At 27.5% G+C, this 21,089-nt stretch carries 23 protein-coding genes and 1 tRNA gene; 7 read left to right on the plus strand and 17 right to left on the minus strand.

The genetic code is table 11. The features are described from left to right. From AVANS14531_RS03575 to rpsO, 8 genes are read right to left on the minus strand one after another with little or no spacing between them, the layout of a single operon-like run. Positions 1-477, minus strand: coding sequence for an LPS assembly lipoprotein LptE (locus AVANS14531_RS03575; RefSeq protein WP_239817969.1), 477 nt, complete (start codon positions 475-477; stop codon positions 1-3). Next, a complete protein-coding gene (leuS, locus tag AVANS14531_RS03580) occupies positions 474-2,894 on the minus strand; it encodes a leucine--tRNA ligase (RefSeq protein WP_336611352.1) in 2,421 nt (806 codons plus the stop codon). The genes AVANS14531_RS03575 and leuS overlap by 4 nt, the downstream gene beginning before the upstream one ends. A 9-nt stretch (positions 2,895-2,903) precedes the next feature. Beyond that, on the minus strand, positions 2,904-3,248 hold the full coding sequence (locus AVANS14531_RS03585; protein WP_239817967.1) for a DUF6394 family protein: 345 nt from the start codon (positions 3,246-3,248) through the stop codon (positions 2,904-2,906). Further along, positions 3,248-4,222 carry a protein translocase subunit SecF gene (secF, locus tag AVANS14531_RS03590; protein WP_239817966.1) on the minus strand — a complete coding sequence of 325 codons (975 nt, stop codon included), beginning with the start codon at positions 4,220-4,222 and terminating at the stop codon, positions 3,248-3,250. Before secF ends, AVANS14531_RS03585 begins: the two co-directional genes overlap by 1 nt. After that, positions 4,222-5,808: a protein translocase subunit SecD gene (gene secD, locus AVANS14531_RS03595; protein WP_336611353.1), complete on the minus strand. Its 1,587-nt coding sequence runs from the start codon at positions 5,806-5,808 to the stop codon at positions 4,222-4,224. Before secD ends, secF begins: the two co-directional genes overlap by 1 nt. After that, positions 5,801-6,094: a preprotein translocase subunit YajC gene (yajC, locus tag AVANS14531_RS03600; protein WP_239817964.1), complete on the minus strand. Its 294-nt coding sequence runs from the start codon at positions 6,092-6,094 to the stop codon at positions 5,801-5,803. Before yajC ends, secD begins: the two co-directional genes overlap by 8 nt. 48 nt (positions 6,095-6,142) lie before the next feature. Next, entirely contained in the window at positions 6,143-6,556 is a 414-nt protein-coding gene (gene ybeY, locus AVANS14531_RS03605; protein ID WP_336611354.1) for an rRNA maturation RNase YbeY, read from the minus strand. A gap of 29 nt (positions 6,557-6,585) precedes the next feature. After that, the gene (rpsO, locus tag AVANS14531_RS03610) at positions 6,586-6,858 is read right to left on the minus strand and encodes a 30S ribosomal protein S15 (protein ID WP_239817962.1); all 273 of its coding nucleotides are present in this window, start codon (positions 6,856-6,858) and stop codon (positions 6,586-6,588) included. A gap of 165 nt (positions 6,859-7,023) precedes the next feature. Between rpsO and pnuC the strand changes: the two genes are divergently transcribed. The 3 genes from pnuC to AVANS14531_RS03625 all read left to right on the plus strand — a co-directional run bounded on the left by pnuC (position 7,024) and on the right by AVANS14531_RS03625 (position 10,755). Next, the gene (gene pnuC / locus AVANS14531_RS03615) at positions 7,024-7,632 is read left to right on the plus strand and encodes a nicotinamide riboside transporter PnuC (RefSeq protein ID WP_336611355.1); all 609 of its coding nucleotides are present in this window, start codon (positions 7,024-7,026) and stop codon (positions 7,630-7,632) included. Further along, positions 7,629-8,258 (plus strand): thiamine diphosphokinase, encoded by a 630-nt coding sequence (locus AVANS14531_RS03620; RefSeq protein WP_336611356.1) that lies wholly within the window; start codon positions 7,629-7,631, stop codon positions 8,256-8,258. Before pnuC ends, AVANS14531_RS03620 begins: the two co-directional genes overlap by 4 nt. 85 nt (positions 8,259-8,343) lie before the next feature. Beyond that, on the plus strand, positions 8,344-10,755 hold the full coding sequence (locus AVANS14531_RS03625) for a hypothetical protein (RefSeq protein WP_336611357.1): 2,412 nt from the start codon (positions 8,344-8,346) through the stop codon (positions 10,753-10,755). 9 nt (positions 10,756-10,764) lie between these two features. Here AVANS14531_RS03625 and AVANS14531_RS03630 read toward each other — a convergent pair whose 3' ends face one another. Genes AVANS14531_RS03630 through AVANS14531_RS03665 form a run of 8 tightly spaced genes read right to left on the minus strand, consistent with a single transcriptional unit; the run spans position 10,765 to position 17,772 of the window. Continuing rightward, positions 10,765-11,112 (minus strand): cupin domain-containing protein, encoded by a 348-nt coding sequence (locus AVANS14531_RS03630; RefSeq protein ID WP_336611358.1) that lies wholly within the window; start codon positions 11,110-11,112, stop codon positions 10,765-10,767. A 50-nt stretch (positions 11,113-11,162) separates the two neighbouring features. Continuing rightward, a complete protein-coding gene (locus AVANS14531_RS03635) occupies positions 11,163-12,044 on the minus strand; it encodes a glycosyltransferase family 9 protein (protein WP_336611359.1) in 882 nt (293 codons plus the stop codon). Further along, positions 12,041-12,916 (minus strand): lipid A biosynthesis lauroyl acyltransferase, encoded by an 876-nt coding sequence (locus AVANS14531_RS03640; protein WP_336611360.1) that lies wholly within the window; start codon positions 12,914-12,916, stop codon positions 12,041-12,043. Before AVANS14531_RS03640 ends, AVANS14531_RS03635 begins: the two co-directional genes overlap by 4 nt. Further along, positions 12,913-13,860 carry a glycosyltransferase family 9 protein gene (locus tag AVANS14531_RS03645; protein ID WP_336611361.1) on the minus strand — a complete coding sequence of 316 codons (948 nt, stop codon included), beginning with the start codon at positions 13,858-13,860 and terminating at the stop codon, positions 12,913-12,915. The genes AVANS14531_RS03640 and AVANS14531_RS03645 overlap by 4 nt, the downstream gene beginning before the upstream one ends. Beyond that, a complete protein-coding gene (locus AVANS14531_RS03650; protein WP_336611362.1) occupies positions 13,841-14,830 on the minus strand; it encodes an OmpA family protein in 990 nt (329 codons plus the stop codon). The genes AVANS14531_RS03645 and AVANS14531_RS03650 overlap by 20 nt, the downstream gene beginning before the upstream one ends. After that, entirely contained in the window at positions 14,823-15,902 is a 1,080-nt protein-coding gene (locus AVANS14531_RS03655; protein ID WP_336611363.1) for a MotA/TolQ/ExbB proton channel family protein, read from the minus strand. The genes AVANS14531_RS03650 and AVANS14531_RS03655 overlap by 8 nt, the downstream gene beginning before the upstream one ends. 1 nt (position 15,903) lies before the next feature. Next, positions 15,904-16,953, minus strand: a complete 1,050-nt coding sequence (gene fbaA / locus AVANS14531_RS03660; protein ID WP_336611364.1) for a class II fructose-bisphosphate aldolase — start codon at positions 16,951-16,953, stop codon at positions 15,904-15,906. Between the two features lie 9 nt (positions 16,954-16,962). Next, on the minus strand, positions 16,963-17,772 hold the full coding sequence (locus tag AVANS14531_RS03665) for a peptidylprolyl isomerase (RefSeq protein ID WP_239817951.1): 810 nt from the start codon (positions 17,770-17,772) through the stop codon (positions 16,963-16,965). Positions 17,773-17,845: 73 nt separating this feature from the next. Between AVANS14531_RS03665 and nth the strand changes: the two genes are divergently transcribed. The 3 genes from nth to AVANS14531_RS03680 are packed head-to-tail and all read left to right on the plus strand — an operon-like array spanning position 17,846 to position 20,491. Then, positions 17,846-18,484: an endonuclease III gene (gene nth / locus AVANS14531_RS03670; protein WP_336611365.1), complete on the plus strand. Its 639-nt coding sequence runs from the start codon at positions 17,846-17,848 to the stop codon at positions 18,482-18,484. Further along, positions 18,450-19,694, plus strand: a complete 1,245-nt coding sequence (locus AVANS14531_RS03675) for a ComEC/Rec2 family competence protein (protein ID WP_336611366.1) — start codon at positions 18,450-18,452, stop codon at positions 19,692-19,694. The genes nth and AVANS14531_RS03675 overlap by 35 nt, the downstream gene beginning before the upstream one ends. Next, complete coding sequence (locus AVANS14531_RS03680) at positions 19,691-20,491, plus strand: YihY family inner membrane protein (protein ID WP_239817948.1); 801 nt, start codon at positions 19,691-19,693, stop codon at positions 20,489-20,491. Before AVANS14531_RS03675 ends, AVANS14531_RS03680 begins: the two co-directional genes overlap by 4 nt. Positions 20,492-20,516: 25 nt before the next feature. Here AVANS14531_RS03680 and AVANS14531_RS03685 read toward each other — a convergent pair. Next, positions 20,517-20,593: transfer RNA gene (locus AVANS14531_RS03685), tRNA-Met, on the minus strand. A 178-nt stretch (positions 20,594-20,771) separates the two neighbouring features. Between AVANS14531_RS03685 and AVANS14531_RS03690 the strand changes: the two genes are divergently transcribed. Further along, a complete protein-coding gene (locus AVANS14531_RS03690) occupies positions 20,772-21,086 on the plus strand; it encodes an HU family DNA-binding protein (RefSeq protein ID WP_239817947.1) in 315 nt (104 codons plus the stop codon). Positions 21,087-21,089: the final 3 nt, after the last annotated feature.

A 21,089-nucleotide genomic window follows, 5' to 3' on the forward strand; every position in this document is an offset into this window, starting at 1 on the left:
CTACATAATAACCTTTAAAGCAAATTCGTTAAACGCCTTTTGGCTAGCTTGATTAATCGCTCTACTTTTTTGCTCATCACTTAAAACACTAATTTGATTTGTATTAAAAATATGCTCGCCTGAAGTTATGATTTTTTTATTTTTTCCATCTTTATAAGTTACATTAAATTCTAATCTAATAATAGCCTTATAACTCTTAGCATATCCAAACTCATCGTAATATAAAGCGATAAAATCACTACTCAAAATCCTTAAAACAATCTTGCTATCAGCATATTTACTAATGCTTTTATGCATATAATGCTCTAAATAATTTGTAAAATTATCGCTTAGCGTAATACTATCTTTAGGCTCAGCTTTATTAATTATAGTAACCACATTAACACTTTCACCTAAAGAAGAGCTTGTGGCTTTGTTTAACGGAGCATAACCACAAGCACAAAAAAATAAAACAAAAATTAAAAATATATTTTTCATTTAATTACAATATTAATTAATTTATTAGGAATATAAATTTCTTTTACTATTGTTTTTTCTTCTAGCCACTTGCTTACTTTTTCTTTAGCTAAAGCTAAAATTTCATCATTACTTGCACTCGCACTTACTTCAATTTCAGCTCTATTTTTACCATTTACACTAATTCCAAGCTTAATTGTATCACTTACGAAAACTTCTTCTTTTATTTCATAGTTTTTAATGTTTTTTCTATTAAATAATTTTTCGCTTAACTCACTTGCAATATGCGGAATAATAGGCTCAAGAATGCTTAAAATTATAGCAAAACCTTCACTTAATACCATATCATCATCTGCGTTATTTAAAGCATTTAAGCTTTCCATACAAGCAGCTATTAAAGTATTAAATGCGTAAGTTTTATTAAATACATCATCAGCCTTTTTTAAAGCTTCATACACTTTAAGTCTTGCAAATTTATTCTCTTTGCTAAGATTTGCATGATTAATATTTGAAAAATCAACTACATTAATACCACTTGCTTTATCATAAAGTCTATTTAAGAATCTATAAGCACCCTCAACCGCACTATCATTCCACTCAAGTTCTTTTTGTGGTGGTGCAGCAAATAAAATGAAAAGCCTTGCAGTATCAGCTCCGTATTTTTCAATAATTAAATCAGGATCAACGGTATTGCCTTTACTCTTACTCATCTTAGCACCATCTTTTAATACCATTCCTTGAGTAAGTAAGCGCTCAAATGGTTCATTTACATTTAAATATCCTAAATCTCTTAAAGCTTTTTGGAAAAATCTAGCATAAAGTAAATGTAAAATCGCATGCTCAATTCCGCCGATATATTGATCTACATTCATCCAATATTTTGCTTCTTCATCAATTGCTTTTGTATTCCAATTAGCGGGATTACTCGCAAATCTTGCAAAATACCAAGAGCTTTGAAAGAAAGTATCCATGGTATCGCTCTCCCTAATAGCGTCTTTGCCACATTTAGGGCATTTGCATTGTTTAAATGTAGGGTGTTTTTCTAATGGATTTCCTTCGCCATCTATAACTACATCTTCAGGCAATGCAACAGGTAAATTACGCTCTAAAACATTACCACAATCTTTACATTTTACAATAGGAATTGGAGCACCCCAGTAGCGTTGGCGAGAAATCCCCCAATCTCTTAGCTTGTAATTAATAATCTTTTTACCTATTTTTAGGCTTTCAAAATCTTTTGCAATTTGCTCTCTTGCACTTGCACTATCAAGCCCTGTGTATTTATCTGAATCAAATAAAACTCCATATTCAGTAAAAGGCTCATTGTGTGAAATACTATCTTTATTAATTACATATTTAATATTTAAATTATATTTTTTAGCAAACTCATAATCTCTTTCATCATGAGCAGGAACTGCCATAACAGCACCACTACCATAATCAGCTAAAACAAAATTAGCAACCCATACAGGTAGTTTTTCTTTTGTTAGTGGATGAATTGCATAAATTCCTAAAAATACACCTTCTTTTTCGCTTTGCGCTCTTGCTTTTGCACTCATATTTTGCATTGATTTGATTTTTGCCTTATCTTCATCGCTAATTAAATCACTATCTAAAACTTTTTTAGTTATTTCATGCTCAGGTGCTAAAGCAAAATAAGAAAGTCCATAAATAGTATCAGCACGGGTAGTAAATACGCTAAATTTTAAACCATCTAGTTCTTTATTGTCGCTGCTAATTCCTAATTCAAATTCCAAGCCATCACTTTTGCCTATCCAGTTTTCTTGCATGGTTAAAACTTGATTTGGCCATTTATCTTCTAAATATTTTAAATCTTTTAATAATTCTTCTGCATACTCAGTAATTTTTACATAATAGCCATTCATAGATTTTTGAATAACTTCATGACCACATCTCCAGCATTTACCATCTTCAACTTGTTCGTTTGCTAAAACGGTTTTATCATGATCACACCAATTCACATTAGCTTTTTTAGTATAAATAAGACCTGCTTCATACATTTTAGAAAATATTTCTTGCTCAAATTTAGTATAAATTTCATCACTTGTAGCAAGTAATCTAGTCTTAGAAAACGAAAAACCTAAAGAATAAAGCTCTTTTTTCATATAATCAATATTTTCATAAGTCCATTTTTTTGGATGAAGTCCGTATTTTATAGCTGCATTTTCAGCAGGCATTCCAAAGCTATCAAAACCTAGTGGGTGTAAAACATTGTAGCCTGCAATTCTATAATGTCTTGCTAAAGCATCGCCTATTGCATAGTTTCTTACATGCCCCATGTGGATTTTACCACTTGGATATGGAAACATTGATAGAATATATTTTTTTTCTTTACTAAAATCTGTGCTTGGCTCGTAATAATTTTCTTTATCCCAAATCTCTTGCCATTTTTTTTCTATTTCTTTTGCGTTATACATATTCAATCCTTAGAATTCATCTTTATTTTTTATAGCTTCAATTAATACTAAAATTAATGTAAATACGTTTGATATTACAGCACCTATTGTCATGCTATAAACTAAACTACTCATACTCATTCCATAAACTTGAGTTAAAACAAAAGCAATAATCAAATGCACATCAGTTACAAGCGAACTTGCAAAAATTTCTGTACTTAAAATATTTCTAACTCCAATTTTTAAAAAAGTAGATATTAAGTTAATACTCGCAGCTATAAATAAAGCCACTGGACTTTGATAGTATAAAAATCCAGCAGTAGTAGTTAAACTCATTAATGTAAAAAATATATGAATTACTCTTCCAAAATCCATTATAATTGTCCTTTTTCATACATTGCACGAAGGCGCTCTTTTTCTTCTTTTTTTCTAATTTTATCAAGCTCTTTTTCTCTATAATTACTAACGCTAAAATTAAACCACATTAAAAGTGGGCTAGCAACGAAAATTGAGCTTAGAGTTCCTGCAATTACACCAACTATTAAAGCAAGTGAAAATCCATGAATCATATCTCCACCATAAAAGAATAAAATTAAAACCGTAAAAAGAGTAGTTCCTGATGTAAGAGTAGTTCTTGATAAGGTTGCTGATACACTTTCATTTATTATGCTACCAATATCAGTGCTTTTGCTTTCTTTTATATTTTCACGAATTCTATCAAAAATAATAATTGTATCATTTAGCGAATATCCTAAAACAGTCAAAATTGCTGCTAAAGTATCAAGATTAACATCTATTTGAAACAATGAAATTGCACCCATAACAATAACAATATCGTGAATTTCACTAATAATTGCAGCCATAGCAAAACGCCATTCAAATCTTACTGCAATATAAACTAAAATAAGTGCAAATGAAACCAAAATTGCCATTAAGCCCTTTTGTCTTAACTCTCCACCTACTTTTGGCCCAACAATATCAACACGCCTTAATTCTATATCGCCAGTTTTTTCAAGCATTTTTACAATGCTATCACCTATATCTTTTCCTAAACTATCACTTGAAGCTGAAAATCTAATAACTATCTCACTAGCACTTCCAAACTCAGTAACACTAGCACCTTTTAAAGCTTCATTTTGATTTAAAATATTGCGAATTTCATCTAAAGGAGCGTTTTTGTCATTATATTTAATTTGAACTAAAGTTCCACCACTAAAGTCAATTCCATAATTTAGACCTTGTGTAAATAATAAAATAATTGAACCTAAAACTAAAACTAAAGATAAGCCAATAGATGCAAATCTAAGTTTCATAAAATCATAAATTTTTCTACTTGTAAATACTTGCATCACACTCTCCTATAACCAAACCAAAGTCTTGTATTGCCACTTTTTTCAATACGATTCGCAAATAAATCAAATAAAGCATGAGTTCCAATAATTGCTGTAATCATTGATGCAATTATTCCTATACTCATAGTTACTGCAAAGCCTTTTATAGCTCCAGTTCCATAAGCATATAAAGCAGCACTTGTAATTAAAGTAGTTAAGTTAGAGTCTAAAATAGCACTCATAGCATTATGATAGCCATTATTTATAGCATCTTTTAAATTAACCCCATCTCTAATTAATTCTCTAATACGCTCATTAATAATAACGTTCGCATCAACAGCCATACCAACGGTTAAAACAATACCTGCCATTCCAGGAAGTGTTAGTGTAGCTCCAAAAAGCGCCATAACAGCTACTAATAAGAATATATTTGAAATTAAGGCAATATTGGCAAATAAACCACTAATTCCATAATAAACTCCCATAAATACAACTATCATTAAAAATACGCCTAATAAAGCCACTAAACTTTGCTCTATACTATCAGCACCTAAGCTAGGTCCTACACTTCTTTTTTCTAATAATTTTACAGGTGCAAGTAAAGCTCCACTTCTTAAAGCAATTGCTAAATCATGTGCTTCTTCAACGGTGAAATTTCCACTAATTTGACCGCTTCCACCACCTATTCTTTCATTAATTCTAGGTGCTGAATAAACTTTGCCATCTAAAACAATAGCTAATTGATGACCTACTTTTTTGCCTGTAAAGTCTCCAAATATTTTTGCGCCTTCTGAATTAAGCGTAAAATTAATCACAGGTTGAGCAGTCTTATCCGAAAAACCAACTCTAGCATCAATTAACATTGAGCCATCTAAAATAGGCAGTTCTTTTAAAACATACTTAATAGTTTTGTCTTTTACATCAGGTAATATTATATCGCCATAACTAGCAGCTTCTTCTGCTGTTAAGATATTTCCTTGATCTCTTTTAGCTTTATCTACTTCCATTAATTGTAAATGTGCTGCTTTTGCGATTAAATCTTTTGCTCTTTGTTCATCTTCTGCAGTTTTTACGCCTGGAATTTCAACTAGGATTTTATCTTCTCCTTGTTTTGCAACAGTTGGCTCTGAAAGACCAAATAAATCAAGTCTATTTCTAATAGTTTCTACTGCTTGATCTATTGCAAATTTTGCAGTTTGTATCTCTTCTTCAGGAGTTAATTTAATCTCATAAAAAGCATTATTAATTTCTACTTTTAAGCCTTTTAATTCTTTTAAAATTTTATCTACTTTAACAGCATCATCTTTATCTAATATTTCAAAATGTATTACACCATCACCACTTTTAAATCCATCAGTTAAAATATTTTCTTTATTAAAAGAATAATTAATACTTGAAGCGATTGATTTTACTTTTGATTTGATAGCTTCATTTGTCTCTACACCTAAAAGCATATGAAGACCACCTTGCAAGTCAAGACCTAAATTAATCTTAGGTCCTTTCGTTGCAAAAAAGCTTGGCATACTTAGTAATACGCCAAAAAGTGTAACAAATATTAAAACATAAAAGCGATATGTAATGCTTTTTGTTTTTTGATTACGCATTATTTGAAGCTTTCTCTATTTTATCTTCATACTTTCTAGCTACGAAATTTTTGTCTAATTTCGCAACAACATCATCATTAATTCTGATTTTTAAATAATCTTCTTCAGCCTTTACAACTTCTACGATTAAACCGCCGTTTGTAACTATCTTATCGCCTTTTGTAAGCGCATTTAACATTTCTTTATGTGCTTTTGCTTGTTTTTGTTGTGGGCGAATAATCAAAAAATAAAAAATCGCAAATAATACGATTAAAGGTAAGAATTGAATTAACGCATTTTGTTCCATAAAATATCCTTTAAAAATTGAAATAACGGACATTCTACAAAAAAAGATTTAATCTAAAGTTCTTACAATAAGGCTATTAGGTAAATTAAATTCATTAATTAATTTAATTTCAAGCTCTCTCATTTCTCCATTATCAACTTCGTGATCATAACCTAATAAATGAAGCATTCCGTGAATAAACAGCAACGAAACCTCATCTTCTAAACTATGACCTAATTCATTTGCTTTTTCTTGTGCTAATTGCATATTTATAACCAAAGAGCCTAAGAAATTAGTATCTAAAAAAGTGTTATCATGCGGAAAGCTTAAAACATCAGTAGTTTTATCAATATTTCTTGTATTTTTATTAATTTCTTGCATTTCATCGTTGTTTGTTAAGACTAATTCAATGTCTTTAGAACTTAAACGATTTGCTAGTTTTTCAAGGTAGGTAATTTCTTCTAAGTTGTCGTATAAAATCATGATATTTTGCCCCAAAAAGGGGCTTAGAATTATTTATCTCTAATGTTTAACTCGTTAATTAATTTAACATAAACATCATATTTTGTAGCTTTTAAATATTTTAAAAGTCTTTTTCTTTGACCAACTAATTTTAATAGTCCTAGTCTTGATGAAAAGTCTTTCTTAAATACTTTTAAGTGTTCTGTTAAAACTGCAATTCTTTCTGTAAGTAAAGCAATTTGAACTTCAGACGAACCTGTGTCGCCACCAAATCTTGCATATTTGCTGATAATTTCAGCTTTTCTTGCCGAATCCAAAGCCATTTTGACCTCCAAATTGGTGTAAATTAAAAGGCGTGATTATAAAATAAATTGATTAATAAGTTTATTAATTTTTAATAATATAATTAAGTTTTTATTTTATGGGGTGCGTTTAGCTGAGATTAGACCCGTTGAACTTGGACAGGTAATGCTGATTAAGGAGTATTTATGATTTTACTTTTATCTTCACTTATTTTTAGTTTAATTTTTTCTTATTTTACAAATAGCGATATTTTAAATTTCTTTGCTTTATTTAGTGGAATTGCTTATGTTTTGTTTATGGGAGTAAAGAATAAATTTTGTTTTATTATAGGTGTATTTAATGCCTTAATTTACGCTTATATTGCATATTTGAATAAACTTTTTGGAGAAGTTTATCTTTATTTATTTTGCTATTTTCCTATGATGATTTATGGGTTTTTTTCTTGGAAAAAAAATGTGTATATAAGCAAATTAAGCCCTTTTAAATCAATCTTAATATTTATATTAATTATTTTTATTTCTTATATTTATTCTTTTCATTTAAAAGATTTAGGCTCAAGGTTTGTTTATCTTGAAAGCTTTATATTTGCAAGCGGGCTAATTGCAACTATTTTAAGCTTAAAAAAAATAATAAATCATTATATTTATATAAGCATTTCAAATATTGTTTCAATTTATATTTGGACAAGGCTTTATCTTGAAAATTCTAGCAATTTAGCAATGCTTGTGCTTATGATTTTGTTTTTTGTATTAGGAGTTTATTATTTATTTTCTTGGAGAAAGGATATAAAATGAATTGCATAATCCTTGCTAATGGTGAGTTTTGCACTCATGAAATACCGCTAAATTATCTTAAAAATGCTGATTTTTTAATAGCTTGTGATGGGGCTGCAAATGAACTTTTAAAATTAAAAATTGAACCTAATGTAATAATAGGAGATTTAGATAGCTTCAAAAATACAAACACAAAAGCAAAAATAATTAAAGTAAAAAATCAAAATACAAATGATTTAACTAAAGCTTATAAATACGCTCTATCAATGGATTTTAATAATATTTATATACTTGGAGCTGGTGGTAAAAGAGATGATCATTTTATTGCAAATATTGCTCTTTTGTTTCAATATTTTAAATTAAAAAATCGCTCTAAAAAAAAGGTAAATTTAAAGATGATTACAAATTATGGAGAGTTTTTTATAAAAAACTCAAGTTTTACTTGCAATACTTATAAAGGGCAACAAATATCATTATTTTGCCTTGATAAAAAAGCTAAATTTAGCTCAAAGAATTTAAAATATGAACTAAATAATTTTTCTTTTAAATACCTAAATATAGGCACATTAAACGAAGCTTTAAAAAATACTTTTAGTATAGAAAATCATAATAACAAAGAGCTTTTAGTCTATTTAAATTTTCTTTAAAAATAAAAGAATTTGAAATAGGAATTTAGAAATTAAATTTAACTTAATATAATCTTAGATTTTAAAATTAAAAACAAGGAATGATATGAGAAAAATAATATTATTATTTATTACTTTTTTTACACTTTTAGCTAATGATAATTTTAAAAATTTTTATCCTGATTTTAATGCAGTTAAAATCACTTTTAATAGCAAATATGATTTTTTTAAAAAAGGTGAAGGTGTTATAAATAATACAAAATATCCAATCTATACAAAAAATCCTGAATTAATAATAGAATCAATTTATAAAAATAACAAAACCTTTGATATGTCTAAAATAAGACAATATCAAATATCTTACAAAGTAAAACTTACAAATCTTACAAGAAATAACAATACTTATGAAAAAACAAATGAAATAGACTTAGAAAGCAAAAAGAACTTATTAGATTATATAAATATGAGCAAAATGGAATTTTTTATAAGAGATTTTAAGCTAAATACTAGCGATATAATGCTTGTAGAAATTGAAATAGAAAATATCTATGATAACAATAATCTAGCAATGTTTTTTAACACTATAAATAAACCAAAAATCGCTTTTATTTATGATGAAATAGGAGAGAGTAAAAAATTAGTTTTTGGAAGTATATGGAAGATTAAAAATACCGAGCCAAAACCTGGTGAAGAGCTAAGACCAATGCTAAGCGAACTTGATAGTGGTAAAGCAGCAATTGCTAATGAAGCATATACAAGAGTAGTTGGCGATGATGTTTATATAGGATTAATTCAAACTGCAACTAAAAATAAAATTAAGTTTTTCTCAAATACTGATAGCGTAAATCATAGCTCAGGGCAAAGTAATAAAATAATTATTTATAAAAAATGTGATTTTTCAGGCTGTTTGAAAGATTATGTTGTAAATCCTGATGGAGATGGTAATGGACTTCCTACTGGAGATTATGTAATTGAGTTTATAAATACAACCGTAGGAAAGCACGATATTTGCTATCAAGAAATAAATGCACAAGGAAGAACTAGGTCTATGCCTGTATGCAGAGCCTTTATGATAAGACCTTCGGCAATTAAATTAGAAGATATTGAAGTAAATGTTGATGATAGTTTTCAAGCAAATATTCCTACAAGCAAGATAAAAGCAACAATTTATGATACTCAAAATAGAATCTTAAAAGTTAATAATTTAGGCGTAAAACTTGCTAAATTAAAAGTTTTAAACTCTTTTGGCACTGAATATGAGTTTGATTTAGAAAATATAAACTTTAATAAAGTTAGCAAAATTAACCCTGCTATGATTAATTCTTTAGGAGAATTAGAGCTTAAAATCGCATATCCATTCTCAAATCAAGGCAAAATAACATTTAAAGAAAATGATTTCGTAGGAAGCGATATAGCTAATGGAAAATGCCATTTAAATGGCTATTCTGATGTGGTTAATTCTCATGGCAAAATCTCTTGCAATATTAGAATAAACGAAATTAACATAGATTTTAAAAGCAATACAACAAAAGCATTAGAAGATATTAAAACTTCAAATAATCTTTCAGATGCAGTTTTGTTTAGTGATGAAGTTATAGGACAAAGTGAAGCAGATTTAGGTAAATGCGTTGGCTTAAATTGTGATTTTACTCATTCTCTTGAGCTTCCTGTTGTTATTAAAAATCACGGAATAAACGATAGTTCTAAATTAGTTTATAAGTATTTTCCTAATGATATTAATATAGAATTTGATTTAGGATTTTTAGATAATAACGACATAAATGCTGCTAAAAGATATAGAATTTATTCTAATAAATTAAAAGAAAAATCAATAAATATAAGCAATCAAAATATAAAAATGAATTTTGTTGCTACAAAAAGTGTTTTAAATAGAGCCTATGATAGCAAATTAGATGAATTAAATAAAAGTGTAAATATTACTCATAATAAATTAAGCAATATTGCTAAAAATTATTTAGCTAAAGAAAAAGATTTAGAATTTATAACAAAAATCGGCTATACAAAATTTTATGAAACAAACAACTATTCTCCAACAAATAAAGCTGTATCAAATCCTATGGCAAATGAATTTAGCATAGATAAAACAAGCGAAATCAAAATAGATGGAGTTAGCAATTTGCTAAATCAAGACTATTCTTTCATATTTGCAAACGCTAGTTATAAAGATTTAAAAGCACCAAAAAATGCTAAATATATCAAACTACAAGCAAAAGATTTAAATATGCATTATGTTGATAAAACGGGCAAATTAAAAGAATTATATAATACAAAAAGCTCTTTAGGACATTATTATTTAGAAAGCCTAGTAAATATCATAAATGCAATTACCTTTAAAAGCGATTATAATTCTAGAATAGATAAGCTTTCAAACGGAGAAGTATTAATTGAACTTGATAAAAACAAGCAAAATAATGAATATGTAAAAGATTTAATTAGAACTTATTCAACTAATGTGATTAGTTCAAATTCAAGCTTTAGTATTGAGTTTAGAAATTAAACTCAATACTTAAATAATCTCTACATTCTTAACTCTTGCAAAACTATCATTTTTTGCAAGACTTAGTCTAATTATGCTATCTTGCTTAGCTAATAAGCTATGTTTTACACCACTTGCTAATTTTATACTCATTAATTCTTTTAGATTTATTACTTTAGATTCTACGCTAAAATCAATCTCGCCTTTTAAAACTTGAACAACGATAACGCCATTTGCACTATGTTCTTTCATAATCTTATCTTTTGGCAAAATTATTTGTATTTCTTTGTTTGTTTCATCATCATAAATAGGTGTGATTTTTAGTTCATTTGCATTGCCTTGCCAGTCTTTAATCTCGTAAATTGTATTGAACTTCATAATATCTCCTTTAAGAAGATATTACTACTTTTTTATAATTAGGACTTGATTTATCTTAATTCTTTTAAGACTATTTCTGGGGTTAAATCTTTCATACATTTATGATGTTTAAGCGGGCAAACTCTTTTTGCACAAGGAGAGCAAGGTAGTTTTAATGAAAATAATTTTCCGTTTTTACAATATGGATAAGTTTGGTAAATATTAGTAGGTCCAAAAAACGCTAATACATTTACATTGTAACTTGCCCCTAAATGCATAATCCCACTATCATTTGCTAATAAATAATCAAGGCTAGATACTGCAAGACATAATTTTTTAATATCTGTTTTTCCGCATAAATTAATTGCTTTTATACTATATTTTTTAAGCTCTTCTTCAATGATATTACAAATATCACTTTCGTTTTTTGTGCCAAAAAGAATTATTTTATGGTCTTTAAAAGTGCTTGCAATTTGTGCGAAATAACTAGGCTCATAGCACTTAGCTGCTCCATATTTTGCACCTGCAGCTATGCCTAATAGTTTTCTTGTTTTTAATTTTTTATAAGGGATTTGAGTGTTTAGATTATCGTCTAAATTAAGCTCTTTTAATAAATTAAAATATTTTAAAACTTGATGAGTGTTATCGCTTTTATTGGCGTTAAAATAAAACTTCTTTTTAGCCTTTAACATAAACAAAAGCACCTTAGATGAAATACTTGCTTTAAAGCTAATTCCTAAATCAAATTCCTGTTTTAAATTCTTTATTTGTTTTAGCCTTTCGCCCTTTTTTTCTACTATTATTTCGCCTAAGTTTTTATAAATCTCACAGGCAATAAAACTTCCATAAAAAGTAATTTTTGCATTAGGAAATTTTTTTATAAGTGCATTGATTGCACCTGCTGCCATTATTGCATCACCAAGCCAATTTGGTAAATATATAAATATTTTCAATACTCATCCTTATAAAATGTTTTAAATCTTTTGTGAAACCAAAAATACTCGCTAGGATTTTTCTCCCACATTTTTTTGGTGCATTCAAGTTGATAAAAACTAAGCTCTTCTATGCTTAATTCTTTTGCATTTAATGGCTTAAAAAACTCTATGCAAAATCCATCATTAATCTCATAAATATAAACAGGCAATAAGTATGCTTCACATCTTTTAGCAACTATACTTGCAGCATTGCTTTGAGTTACCTTTTTGCCATATAGTAAAAACTCGCTACTTTCTTTAATATGTGCATCTTGATCGCTTACAATTCCTACTAATTCATGATTATTTAAAGCTTTTATCATAGGTCTTAAAGCATTTGTTTTTTCTATTAATTTTATGCCGAATTTTTCTCTATATTTTGTAAGAATTGCATTGATTTTAGGACTTGCTAAAGCACGACCTATAATATTAATTTTACAATTATATTTAATCGCAACTGCAGCAGGAAGAATCTCCCAATAACCATAATGAGCTGTAGTAAATACTATCTTTTCGCCCCTATCTAAAAGCTCTTTTAAATACTCATCGTTTTTAAATAATTTTATTTGTTTTAATAAATTTTCTTTGCTTATGTTTTGGTTTTTTACCATTGATAAAATATAGTAAGCAAACTTTTTATAAACTCTTTTTGTAAGTTCTAAACTTTGTGGGTGCTTTGCTAATTTGCAAAAATATTCTAAGTTTTTTAAGATTATTGCTCTATGTTTTTTGTTTAATTTAAAAGCTATAAAACCTATAAAATTTGCAAATATTTTTAATAATTTATTTGGTATTAATTTTAATAAAAAATTAAAAAAATAAAATGTGAAAATATATAAATACTCTTTCAATTATTTACCACCTTTTCTATGATTTTTACAACTTCTTTTGTATCAACATCGCTAAATTTATAAAAATAATGCTGAATATCAAATGGGCTTATTAATCTACTCGCTGGTTTTTTATTGCTTTCATTTAAAAAGGTGATATTAGGACGATTTAAAACTACTGCAATATGGGTTGTCCCACTATCATTTCCTATTATTAGCTTTGCGTATTTACTTAAAAATACTAATTCACTTAAAGATATTTTAGGCAAAACAATAGCATTAGAGCATTTTAAAGCAATTTCTTTAGCTCTATTTAGCTCACATTCATTGCCCCAAGCAAGCAAGAATTTAAAATCAGAATTTGAACAAATACTAATTAATTTTTCTAAAGGAAGCATTTTATTAATCTTACTTGAGCCATTGTGTAAAAGTATGAAATCATCTTTTATAAAAGGCTTTATTTTTTCTAATAAAGCATTCGTTTTTTCTTCATTATAAATTAAAACATCGCTTGATTTAATCTCTTTTATTTTTAAATCTTTTAAAGCAAATTTACTAAGCTCAAGACTTCTTTTATATACATTTTCTAAATACTCACAGTCGCAATGATTTTTATAAAAATGAAAAGCCAATTTTTCTCTTAAGCCGTTTTTAGCATAGCCATAAGAATTAGAGCTTAAATAATTTGCAATAAAAGCCGATTTAATTCTTCCTTGATAATCAATGCTAATATCATAAGTTTTTTTAAGATTTTTAATTTGTTTTAAAGCTTTTAATGGAGATTTTTTTAAAGGCAAAGAATAAACATTATCAAACCAAACCAAGCCTTCTAATAAAAAATAAAATCTTGAATCAACAAAAAAATCAATTCTAGCATCAGGATAAGCTTGTCTAATATAATTTATATGCCATAACATATGAAAAATATCGCCCATTGCACTTAGTCTAATTATTGCTATTTTCACCTAAATCCTTTGTAATTACGCTTTCAAATTCCTTAATCGCTGCTTCATTTGAAAATTGTAATTTTATTTCAATTCTACGGCTTGCTTGTTTATCTTCTACGCCATCTTTATACCTTAATTCATTATAGCTTTTGCCAACTGCAGTTAGTAATTTTTCTAGCCTTTTATCTTTATAAAATGAATTAATAAACTTCATAATCTCCAAGGCTCTTTTTTGAGATAGTTCAAGATTATAAGTAAATCCGCCTACGCTATCAGTATGCCCTTCAATAATAATGCTATCAATATTAGCTAAGATTTCAGGTGAGCTTAAAATCGCATCAAAATAATCACTCAAAGTCTTTTTAAGTTCAGCTTTAGCATCATCTTTTATATTAAACTCTGCACTATCAAACAAAATATTAGCATTTAAACTTATGCTTCCTGAATTAAGATTGATTAAAATATCATTAGATAATTTATTTTGCAAGGCTTGAATTAGCCTTGTTTTATTGTTTTTTAATTTATTATATTCAAGCTTAAAATTACTAAGTTCATTTGCTAATTCATTTAATTTATTATCTTTATCTTTAATCTTAAGCTCATTATCTTCTAGGCTTTTTAAAAGTATTAAAATCTTTGCATCTTTTTCATCAATATTTTTTAATAATTCATCTTTATTTTTTGTGTTTTCATCAAGAGTAAATAAAAGCTCTTTTATATATTCATCTGCTTCTTTGTTTTTGTTTAATTCATCATTTAAAACAATATTTAGCCTTGATAACTCTTGATTTAAACTGCTTAATAATTCATCTTTGCTAATAATTAAAGCCTTTGATTCATCTAAATGTTTTTGCTCGTTTTTAAGCTCATTTTGAGTAAAAATATACTTTAAAACAATAGCACTTAATAGCAAAATAAAGACAAATAAAAGCCCTGCCATTAAATCAGCATAAACTATCCAAAAATTATTATTATCTTTATTACGCATTATGCAATTTATCTAATACTTGATTAGCCTCTTTGCTAAGATTTTCAATATCAGCCTTTAGTTCATCAACTATTTTAAACTCGTGATTTTCTTCTAAATATGCATCTTTAAAATCTAGCAATTTATTTTCTAATTCATCTTTTATTTTTGCAAAATCATTTACACTTTTTTCTATTCTATTCTTAAACTCATCTAATTTTTTTTGCAATTCTTCATTATTTTTATTGCTTAAATCAAGCGATTTTTGAGCTAAACTTGTATGAACTAGAGCAATTTTTTCATAAGATTTAAATAATTCTGAAAATGTTAATAATTTTTCTTGATGAAGCTTACTTAATTCCTTGAAAAACTCATTATCATAAAGCTTATTTAATAAAGCATTATTACTTATAAACAAGTCAGTATTTTTCTTAATAGTTAGCCTTTGTAATTCTTCTTTGCTCCAAAAATATTTTTTAGAATTAAACTTATAATTTTCTTTAAAATCGTTAATTTTTGCTAAGCCTAATCTTGAATAAAACATCCACCAAATAGTAAGAAAAATCCCATAAATTGAAACATAAAAAGCAGTAGCAATTCCACCTAATAATAAAGTAATTTCTCCCTCTAAAGCAAAAGAATTTTCAACCTTAAAATTTGGCATTGATATAGCAATACTAATAAAAGTTCCTAAAATCCCTAGCATAGGAAAAACTGCACTTGCAATATATCCAAATGAAAGTGGTTTTAACTTATGTAAATAAATATCAAAAAACTCATCAAAACTAGCATTTGCCTTATTTACTTCATCAATTTTTAAAGAATTTTCTTTTATATAATCTTTTAAATCGCTTTCAAAAATATCTGAATTTTTTTTGATTTTTGCATACACACAATACTCGTTTTGTGGTGCAAAAAACATAGCAAATAAAAGCAATACTCCACACATTATAATAGTATGAAGTGGCATAGTAAGTTGTAAAATATTTAAATAAGCCAAAACAGCTAACAAAAAAACTAAAGATGGTAAAAAGATTAAAATCAAAAAAGAAGAAAATACACTTTTCTTCTTTTTATTTGTTAAATTACGCAAATTAATTCCTATTAATACAATTTAACTCGCTAAATGCTTGCATTAAGCGTTCTTGCATAGATTTTTCACCTGCAAGTAGCCACATTCTTGGGTCATAATATTTTTTATTTGGCTTATCTTCACCTTCAGGGTTTCCGATTTGTCCTTGTAAATATCCATGATTTTTAGCTTCGTATTCACGAACACCATCCCAAAACGCCCACTGAGTATCAGTATCTATATTCATTTTGATTACACCATAGCTAATAGCTTCTGTGATTTTTTCTGCTTCACTACCACTTCCTCCGTGAAATACGAAATTAAGTGGCTTTTGTCCTTTTGCTAAATATTCTTGACAATTATGCAAAATCACTGGCTCAAGTCTTACATTGCCTGGTTTATAAACACCATGAACATTACCAAAACTTGCTGCTATTGTATAATTTGTTCCGATTTTGCTAAGCTCATTATGAGCTTTTGCAACATCACTTGGTTGAGTATAAAGTCTAGCATTGTCAATATTTGTATTATCAACACCATCTTCTTCTCCACCAGTGCAACCTAATTCAATTTCTATACCAATTTCTAAAGCGTTAAATTTCTTAAAATATTCACATGATATTTCAATATTTTCTTCTAAACTTTCTTCGCTTAAATCAAGCATATGAGAGCTAAATAAAGGTTTTTTATGAATTGCATAAAAATCTTCATTAGCCTTGATTAAATCATCTATCCAAGGTAAAAGCTTTTTAGCAGCATGATCAGTATGCAAAATTGCAACAACACCATAAGCAGCTGCAACTTCATGAACATATTTAGCACCTGCAATTGCACCAAGCGTTGCTGAATTAGGACAATCTTTACCTGCAAAAAAACTAGCTCCTCCATTACTAAATTGAATAATAATAGGAGAATTAGCAGCCTTAGCTGCTTTTAATGCGGCGTTTATAGAATTAGTCCCTACCACATTTACCGCAGGAATTGCAAAATTATTTTCTTTTGCATACGCATACACACGCTCTAAGTCTTTACCATAAATTACGCCAGGTTTTACTAAATCTAAAACACCCATTTTTATTCCTTATTTAACTTGTAAGCCTGAATTATTGATTAATTTTTCAGCTTCTTTTTTGATTAATTCTTTATGTTTTTCGTTTTTTAAACCATTTTCAATATATGGTGTTGCTTCTTGTAAGCTTCCTTGTCTGCTTGCTTTATAATCTTCACCTAAAATTACATGGAAACCAAATTGAGATTTTACAGCATCTGAAATCTCATCTTTTTTTAGTTTTTTAGCTGCATTAAAATACTCAGGAACTAATTCATTTGCACCCATATATGGTAAATCTCCACCCATTGCTCCTGAACCTTTATCAAGTGATTTAGTTTTTGCTAATTCGCTAAATTTAGCAACTAATTTATCACCTTTTAAGCCTTTTAATTGCTTAATAATATCTTTTGCTTCTGCTTCAGTTTTTACTAAAATATGCTTAGTTTTTACTGCTTCTGGAACTTTAAAATCATTTAAGTGTTCGTTGTAGTATTTTTTAATTTCTGCTTCGCTTACTTTAATGCTCTCAAATTTATTTAATAAATATTGTTGAGCTAATAATAATTCTTTTGCACTATTTAGAGCTGCTTGATATTTTGCGTCTTTATCTAATTTTAAATTTTGTGCTTCTTTAGCAAATAATCTTTTTGATAATACATCTTTTATTAAACCTTCTTTAGCTTCTTTTGGAAGTGCATTAATATCACTTATTTGAAATTGTGCTAAATATGGAGCTAAATCATCGCTTGTAATTTCTCCACCTTTATAAGTTGCAACTACTGCTGCATTTAAACTCATACCACATAAAAGTCCTGCTAGAACTAATGAAAATTTTTTCATAATATCATCCTTTTTCAATTGATTTGATATATCATTTTACAAATGTTGTGTAAAAAAATAGTAAGATAAGAAAATGAAAAAAGATGCAAAAGAAATTAAAAAAAGATTTTTAGAAAATTATAAGAATGCAAAAAGTGAATTAATTTTTCATAATGATTATGAATTATTAGTTTGTGTTATGTTGTCAGCTCAATGCCTTGATAGTAGGGTTAATCTAATCACCCCTAGTCTATTTAGCAATTACCCTGATATAAAGAGCTTATCAAATGCAAAATTAATAAGCTTAAAAGAGCTTATTAAAAGTTGTAATTTTTATCAAAATAAAGCAGAAAATCTCATAAAAATGGCAAAAAGTGTTATGGAATTTCATTCAGGAATTATACCTATGAAATTTGAAGAACTTATAAAGCTTGCAGGGGTTGGAGAAAAGACAGCTAATGTGGTTTTATGCGAGAGTTTAGGTGCAAATGTTATGGCTGTTGATACGCATATTTTTAGAGTTAGCAAAAGATTAAAAATTTCAAACGCAAATACTCCAAATGATTGTGCAAAAGAGCTTACAAAACTATTTAAAACTGACCTTGATAAACTACATAAAGGAATGGTTTTGTTTGGAAGATATATTTGCAAAGCTAGAAAGCCAGAATGTAATAATTGTTTTTTAACTGATTTATGTGATGAATATAAAAAGCAAAAGAACTCTAAAAATTAGCAAAAAATTATATTTTGTAATTTTTATAAGTTTGATTGCTTTGTTTTGTTTGCAAGTTCATTTAAAATTCTTAGATTTTTGCGAATTTTTAGAGCAAGATAGTTATGAGTTAAAAATCACTAATAATTATCTAAAGACAAAAAACAATAAAAGTTATTATGTCTTAGTGCTTGCTTATAAAGATGTGTTAATTTATACAACTACAAATTCAAAAATAAACTCAAATCACATAAGCTTAAAATTTGCAGCCAAAGATAAACTAAACTTCTATGAATATTTACAAACTAGATTTTATTTACCTAGCTATGCCTTAGAAGAATTAGATGAAATTAGCGAAAACGCATTTGTAAAATACTTTATAAATCAGCACGAAAACGAAACTATGAAACAATTTTTTGGAGCTTTATTTTTTGCAAAAAGTATTAGCAAGGATTTGCGAGATTGCGTAAATTATTATGGAATTGCACATTTACTAGCAATATCAGGCTATCATTTAGGGCTTATTTATTCTATATTTTTCTTTATATTTTCTATTGTTTATAAATATTTTCAAAAACGATTTTTCCCTTATAGAAGTATGCATTTTGATTTAGGAATAATCATTTTTATAATACTTGCTTTATATTTTTATGAAATCGGTCTAGTTGCTAGCTATTTTCGCTCATTTGTTATGGCTATTTTGGGATTTTATTTCATTATTAGAGCGATTAAAATTATTAGTTTTGCTCATTTATTTTTAGCTTTTTTTGTTTGCATTGCTATAAATCCTAGTTTTTTGTTTAATGTTGGGTTTTTCTTCTCTTGTCTTGGAGTTTTTTATATATTTTTGTTTATTTATCATTTTAAAGTTGATAATTTATTTAAATTAATTTGTCTTGAGCTTAGCACATTTTTTGCTATGGTTGCACCTGTTTTATACTTTTTCCCACTTTTGAGTTTTCAGCAATTATTTGGGATAATTTTAACGCCAATTTTTGTGATTTTTTATCCTTTGGTTTTGTTTTTGCATATAATTAATTGTGGAGATTTTTTAGATAAATACTTATTAATATTTTTAGATTTTAAAATGAATGCGATTAATTTTAAGCTTGATTTTGCTTATTTTATTACTTATATAATTCTTAGTTTTTTGGCTGTTTTACATAGGTATTTAGCAATTTTTGTTATAAGTTTGAACTTAATATTTTTTATTTATTTAGGACTAACATGAAAAAGATTTTACATATCTTAAGAACAATAGTAAATGTAAGCGATAAAGGCATTTTACAGCACGCAAGCTCTCTTAGTTTTTATAGTGTTTTAAACATTATTCCAATATTATCACTTAGTTTTTTTGTCTTTGCACATATGCCAAGTTTTAAAGAACAAAGCGCTCAAATTAATAATTTTATTTTAGGAATAATTTTGCCTAATCAAGAAGCAAATTCAATAAACTACATAGAACAATTTTTACAAAATAGCACCAAGCTTGATGCTGCTGGAATTATTGCTATGGTATTTGCTTTATTTATGTTTTTTAATTCTTATGAAAACACGATTTCTCATATTAGCAATACTGCAAAAAGAGGCTTTTTTTCATCACTTAGCATATATTGGTCTTTAATTACCTTAGCACCACTAGGCTTACTTACTAGCTTTTATTTAAGCTATAAAATACAAAAATACATAGATGCAATAGGAATTAAATTTAACTTTTTAGGTATTTTGCCATTTTTAATAATTTGGGCTTTATTTTTTATATGCTTTCATATATCAATAAACAAAACCTTAAACCCTAAAAAAATAGCACTTGTAAGCTTTTTAGTTGCATTAATTTGGAGTATTTTTAAATCATTATTTGTATTTTATATATCTCTTAATCAAGTTTATACAAGTATTTATGGTAGTTTTTCTGCTGTTTTATTCTTTTTTATATGGGTTTATTTTTCTTGGATAATTTATCTAAACGGAATTAGAATAAGCTCTATTTTAAACGATGAACCTAGTAAAAAAGCTAAAAAAGATTGAGAGAATTTGAAATAGGATTTTGAAATGGTGCTTAGGGGGAGACTCGAACTCCCGACCTCCGGCTTATGAGACCAGCGCTCTAGCCAGCTGAGCTACCTAAGCACTTTTAAAAGTAAAACGCAAATTATATATTTCTTAGCTTAAAAGAATATAAAGAAAAATATTTTTTTTATAAATTATCCAAAAAACTACTTTTTCATACATTTTTTTGCCATTTTTTAGCTAATTATTGATTTTTTATTGTAGAATAGGGCTTTTATTCAATATTAAGGAGTTTTAGATGACTAAAGCGGATTTTATTTCAATTGTTGCTGGTAAAGCAGGTTTTTCTAAAAAAGATGCTACAACAGCTGTAAATGCTTTCATTGAAGCGTTAACAGAGTCATTAGAAAAAGGTGAATCAGTTCCATTCAACGGATTTGGAACATTCTCAACAGCTGACAGAGCAGAAAGAACTGCAAGAGTTCCAAGCACAGGTAAAGAAATTAAAGTTCCTGCAACTAAAGTTGTTAAATTTAAAGTTAGCAGCGTGTTAAAAGACAAAGTTGCTGCAACAGCTTGCAAAACAAGTAAGTGCGGAAAGAAAAAGAAATAATTA

Origin of the sequence: Campylobacter sp. Cr9 (assembly GCF_020138295.1) — a bacterium.
In the GTDB taxonomy this organism is placed as follows: Bacteria; Campylobacterota; Campylobacteria; order Campylobacterales; family Campylobacteraceae; genus Campylobacter_E.

Bases quoted from the DNA above. Each gene is read 5' to 3' on its own strand.
- AVANS14531_RS03575 (WP_239817969.1), bottom strand. From the start codon at position 477: ATGAAAAATATATTTTTAATTTTTGTTTTATTTTTTTGTGCTTGTGGT.
- leuS (WP_336611352.1), bottom strand. From the start codon at position 2,894: ATGTATAACGCAAAAGAAATAGAAAAAAAATGGCAAGAGATTTGGGAT.
- AVANS14531_RS03585 (WP_239817967.1), bottom strand. From the start codon at position 3,248: ATGGATTTTGGAAGAGTAATTCATATATTTTTTACATTAATGAGTTTA.
- secF (WP_239817966.1), bottom strand. From the start codon at position 4,222: ATGCAAGTATTTACAAGTAGAAAAATTTATGATTTTATGAAACTTAGA.
- secD (WP_336611353.1), bottom strand. From the start codon at position 5,808: ATGCGTAATCAAAAAACAAAAAGCATTACATATCGCTTTTATGTTTTA.
- yajC (WP_239817964.1), bottom strand. From the start codon at position 6,094: ATGGAACAAAATGCGTTAATTCAATTCTTACCTTTAATCGTATTATTT.
- ybeY (WP_336611354.1), bottom strand. From the start codon at position 6,556: ATGATTTTATACGACAACTTAGAAGAAATTACCTACCTTGAAAAACTA.
- rpsO (WP_239817962.1), bottom strand. From the start codon at position 6,858: ATGGCTTTGGATTCGGCAAGAAAAGCTGAAATTATCAGCAAATATGCA.
- pnuC (WP_336611355.1), top strand. From the start codon at position 7,024: ATGATTTTACTTTTATCTTCACTTATTTTTAGTTTAATTTTTTCTTAT.
- AVANS14531_RS03620 (WP_336611356.1), top strand. From the start codon at position 7,629: ATGAATTGCATAATCCTTGCTAATGGTGAGTTTTGCACTCATGAAATA.
- AVANS14531_RS03625 (WP_336611357.1), top strand. From the start codon at position 8,344: ATGAGAAAAATAATATTATTATTTATTACTTTTTTTACACTTTTAGCT.
- AVANS14531_RS03630 (WP_336611358.1), bottom strand. From the start codon at position 11,112: ATGAAGTTCAATACAATTTACGAGATTAAAGACTGGCAAGGCAATGCA.
- AVANS14531_RS03650 (WP_336611362.1), bottom strand. From the start codon at position 14,830: ATGCGTAATAAAGATAATAATAATTTTTGGATAGTTTATGCTGATTTA.
- fbaA (WP_336611364.1), bottom strand. From the start codon at position 16,953: ATGGGTGTTTTAGATTTAGTAAAACCTGGCGTAATTTATGGTAAAGAC.
- AVANS14531_RS03665 (WP_239817951.1), bottom strand. From the start codon at position 17,772: ATGAAAAAATTTTCATTAGTTCTAGCAGGACTTTTATGTGGTATGAGT.
- nth (WP_336611365.1), top strand. From the start codon at position 17,846: ATGAAAAAAGATGCAAAAGAAATTAAAAAAAGATTTTTAGAAAATTAT.
- AVANS14531_RS03675 (WP_336611366.1), top strand. From the start codon at position 18,450: ATGAATATAAAAAGCAAAAGAACTCTAAAAATTAGCAAAAAATTATAT.
- AVANS14531_RS03680 (WP_239817948.1), top strand. From the start codon at position 19,691: ATGAAAAAGATTTTACATATCTTAAGAACAATAGTAAATGTAAGCGAT.
- AVANS14531_RS03690 (WP_239817947.1), top strand. From the start codon at position 20,772: ATGACTAAAGCGGATTTTATTTCAATTGTTGCTGGTAAAGCAGGTTTT.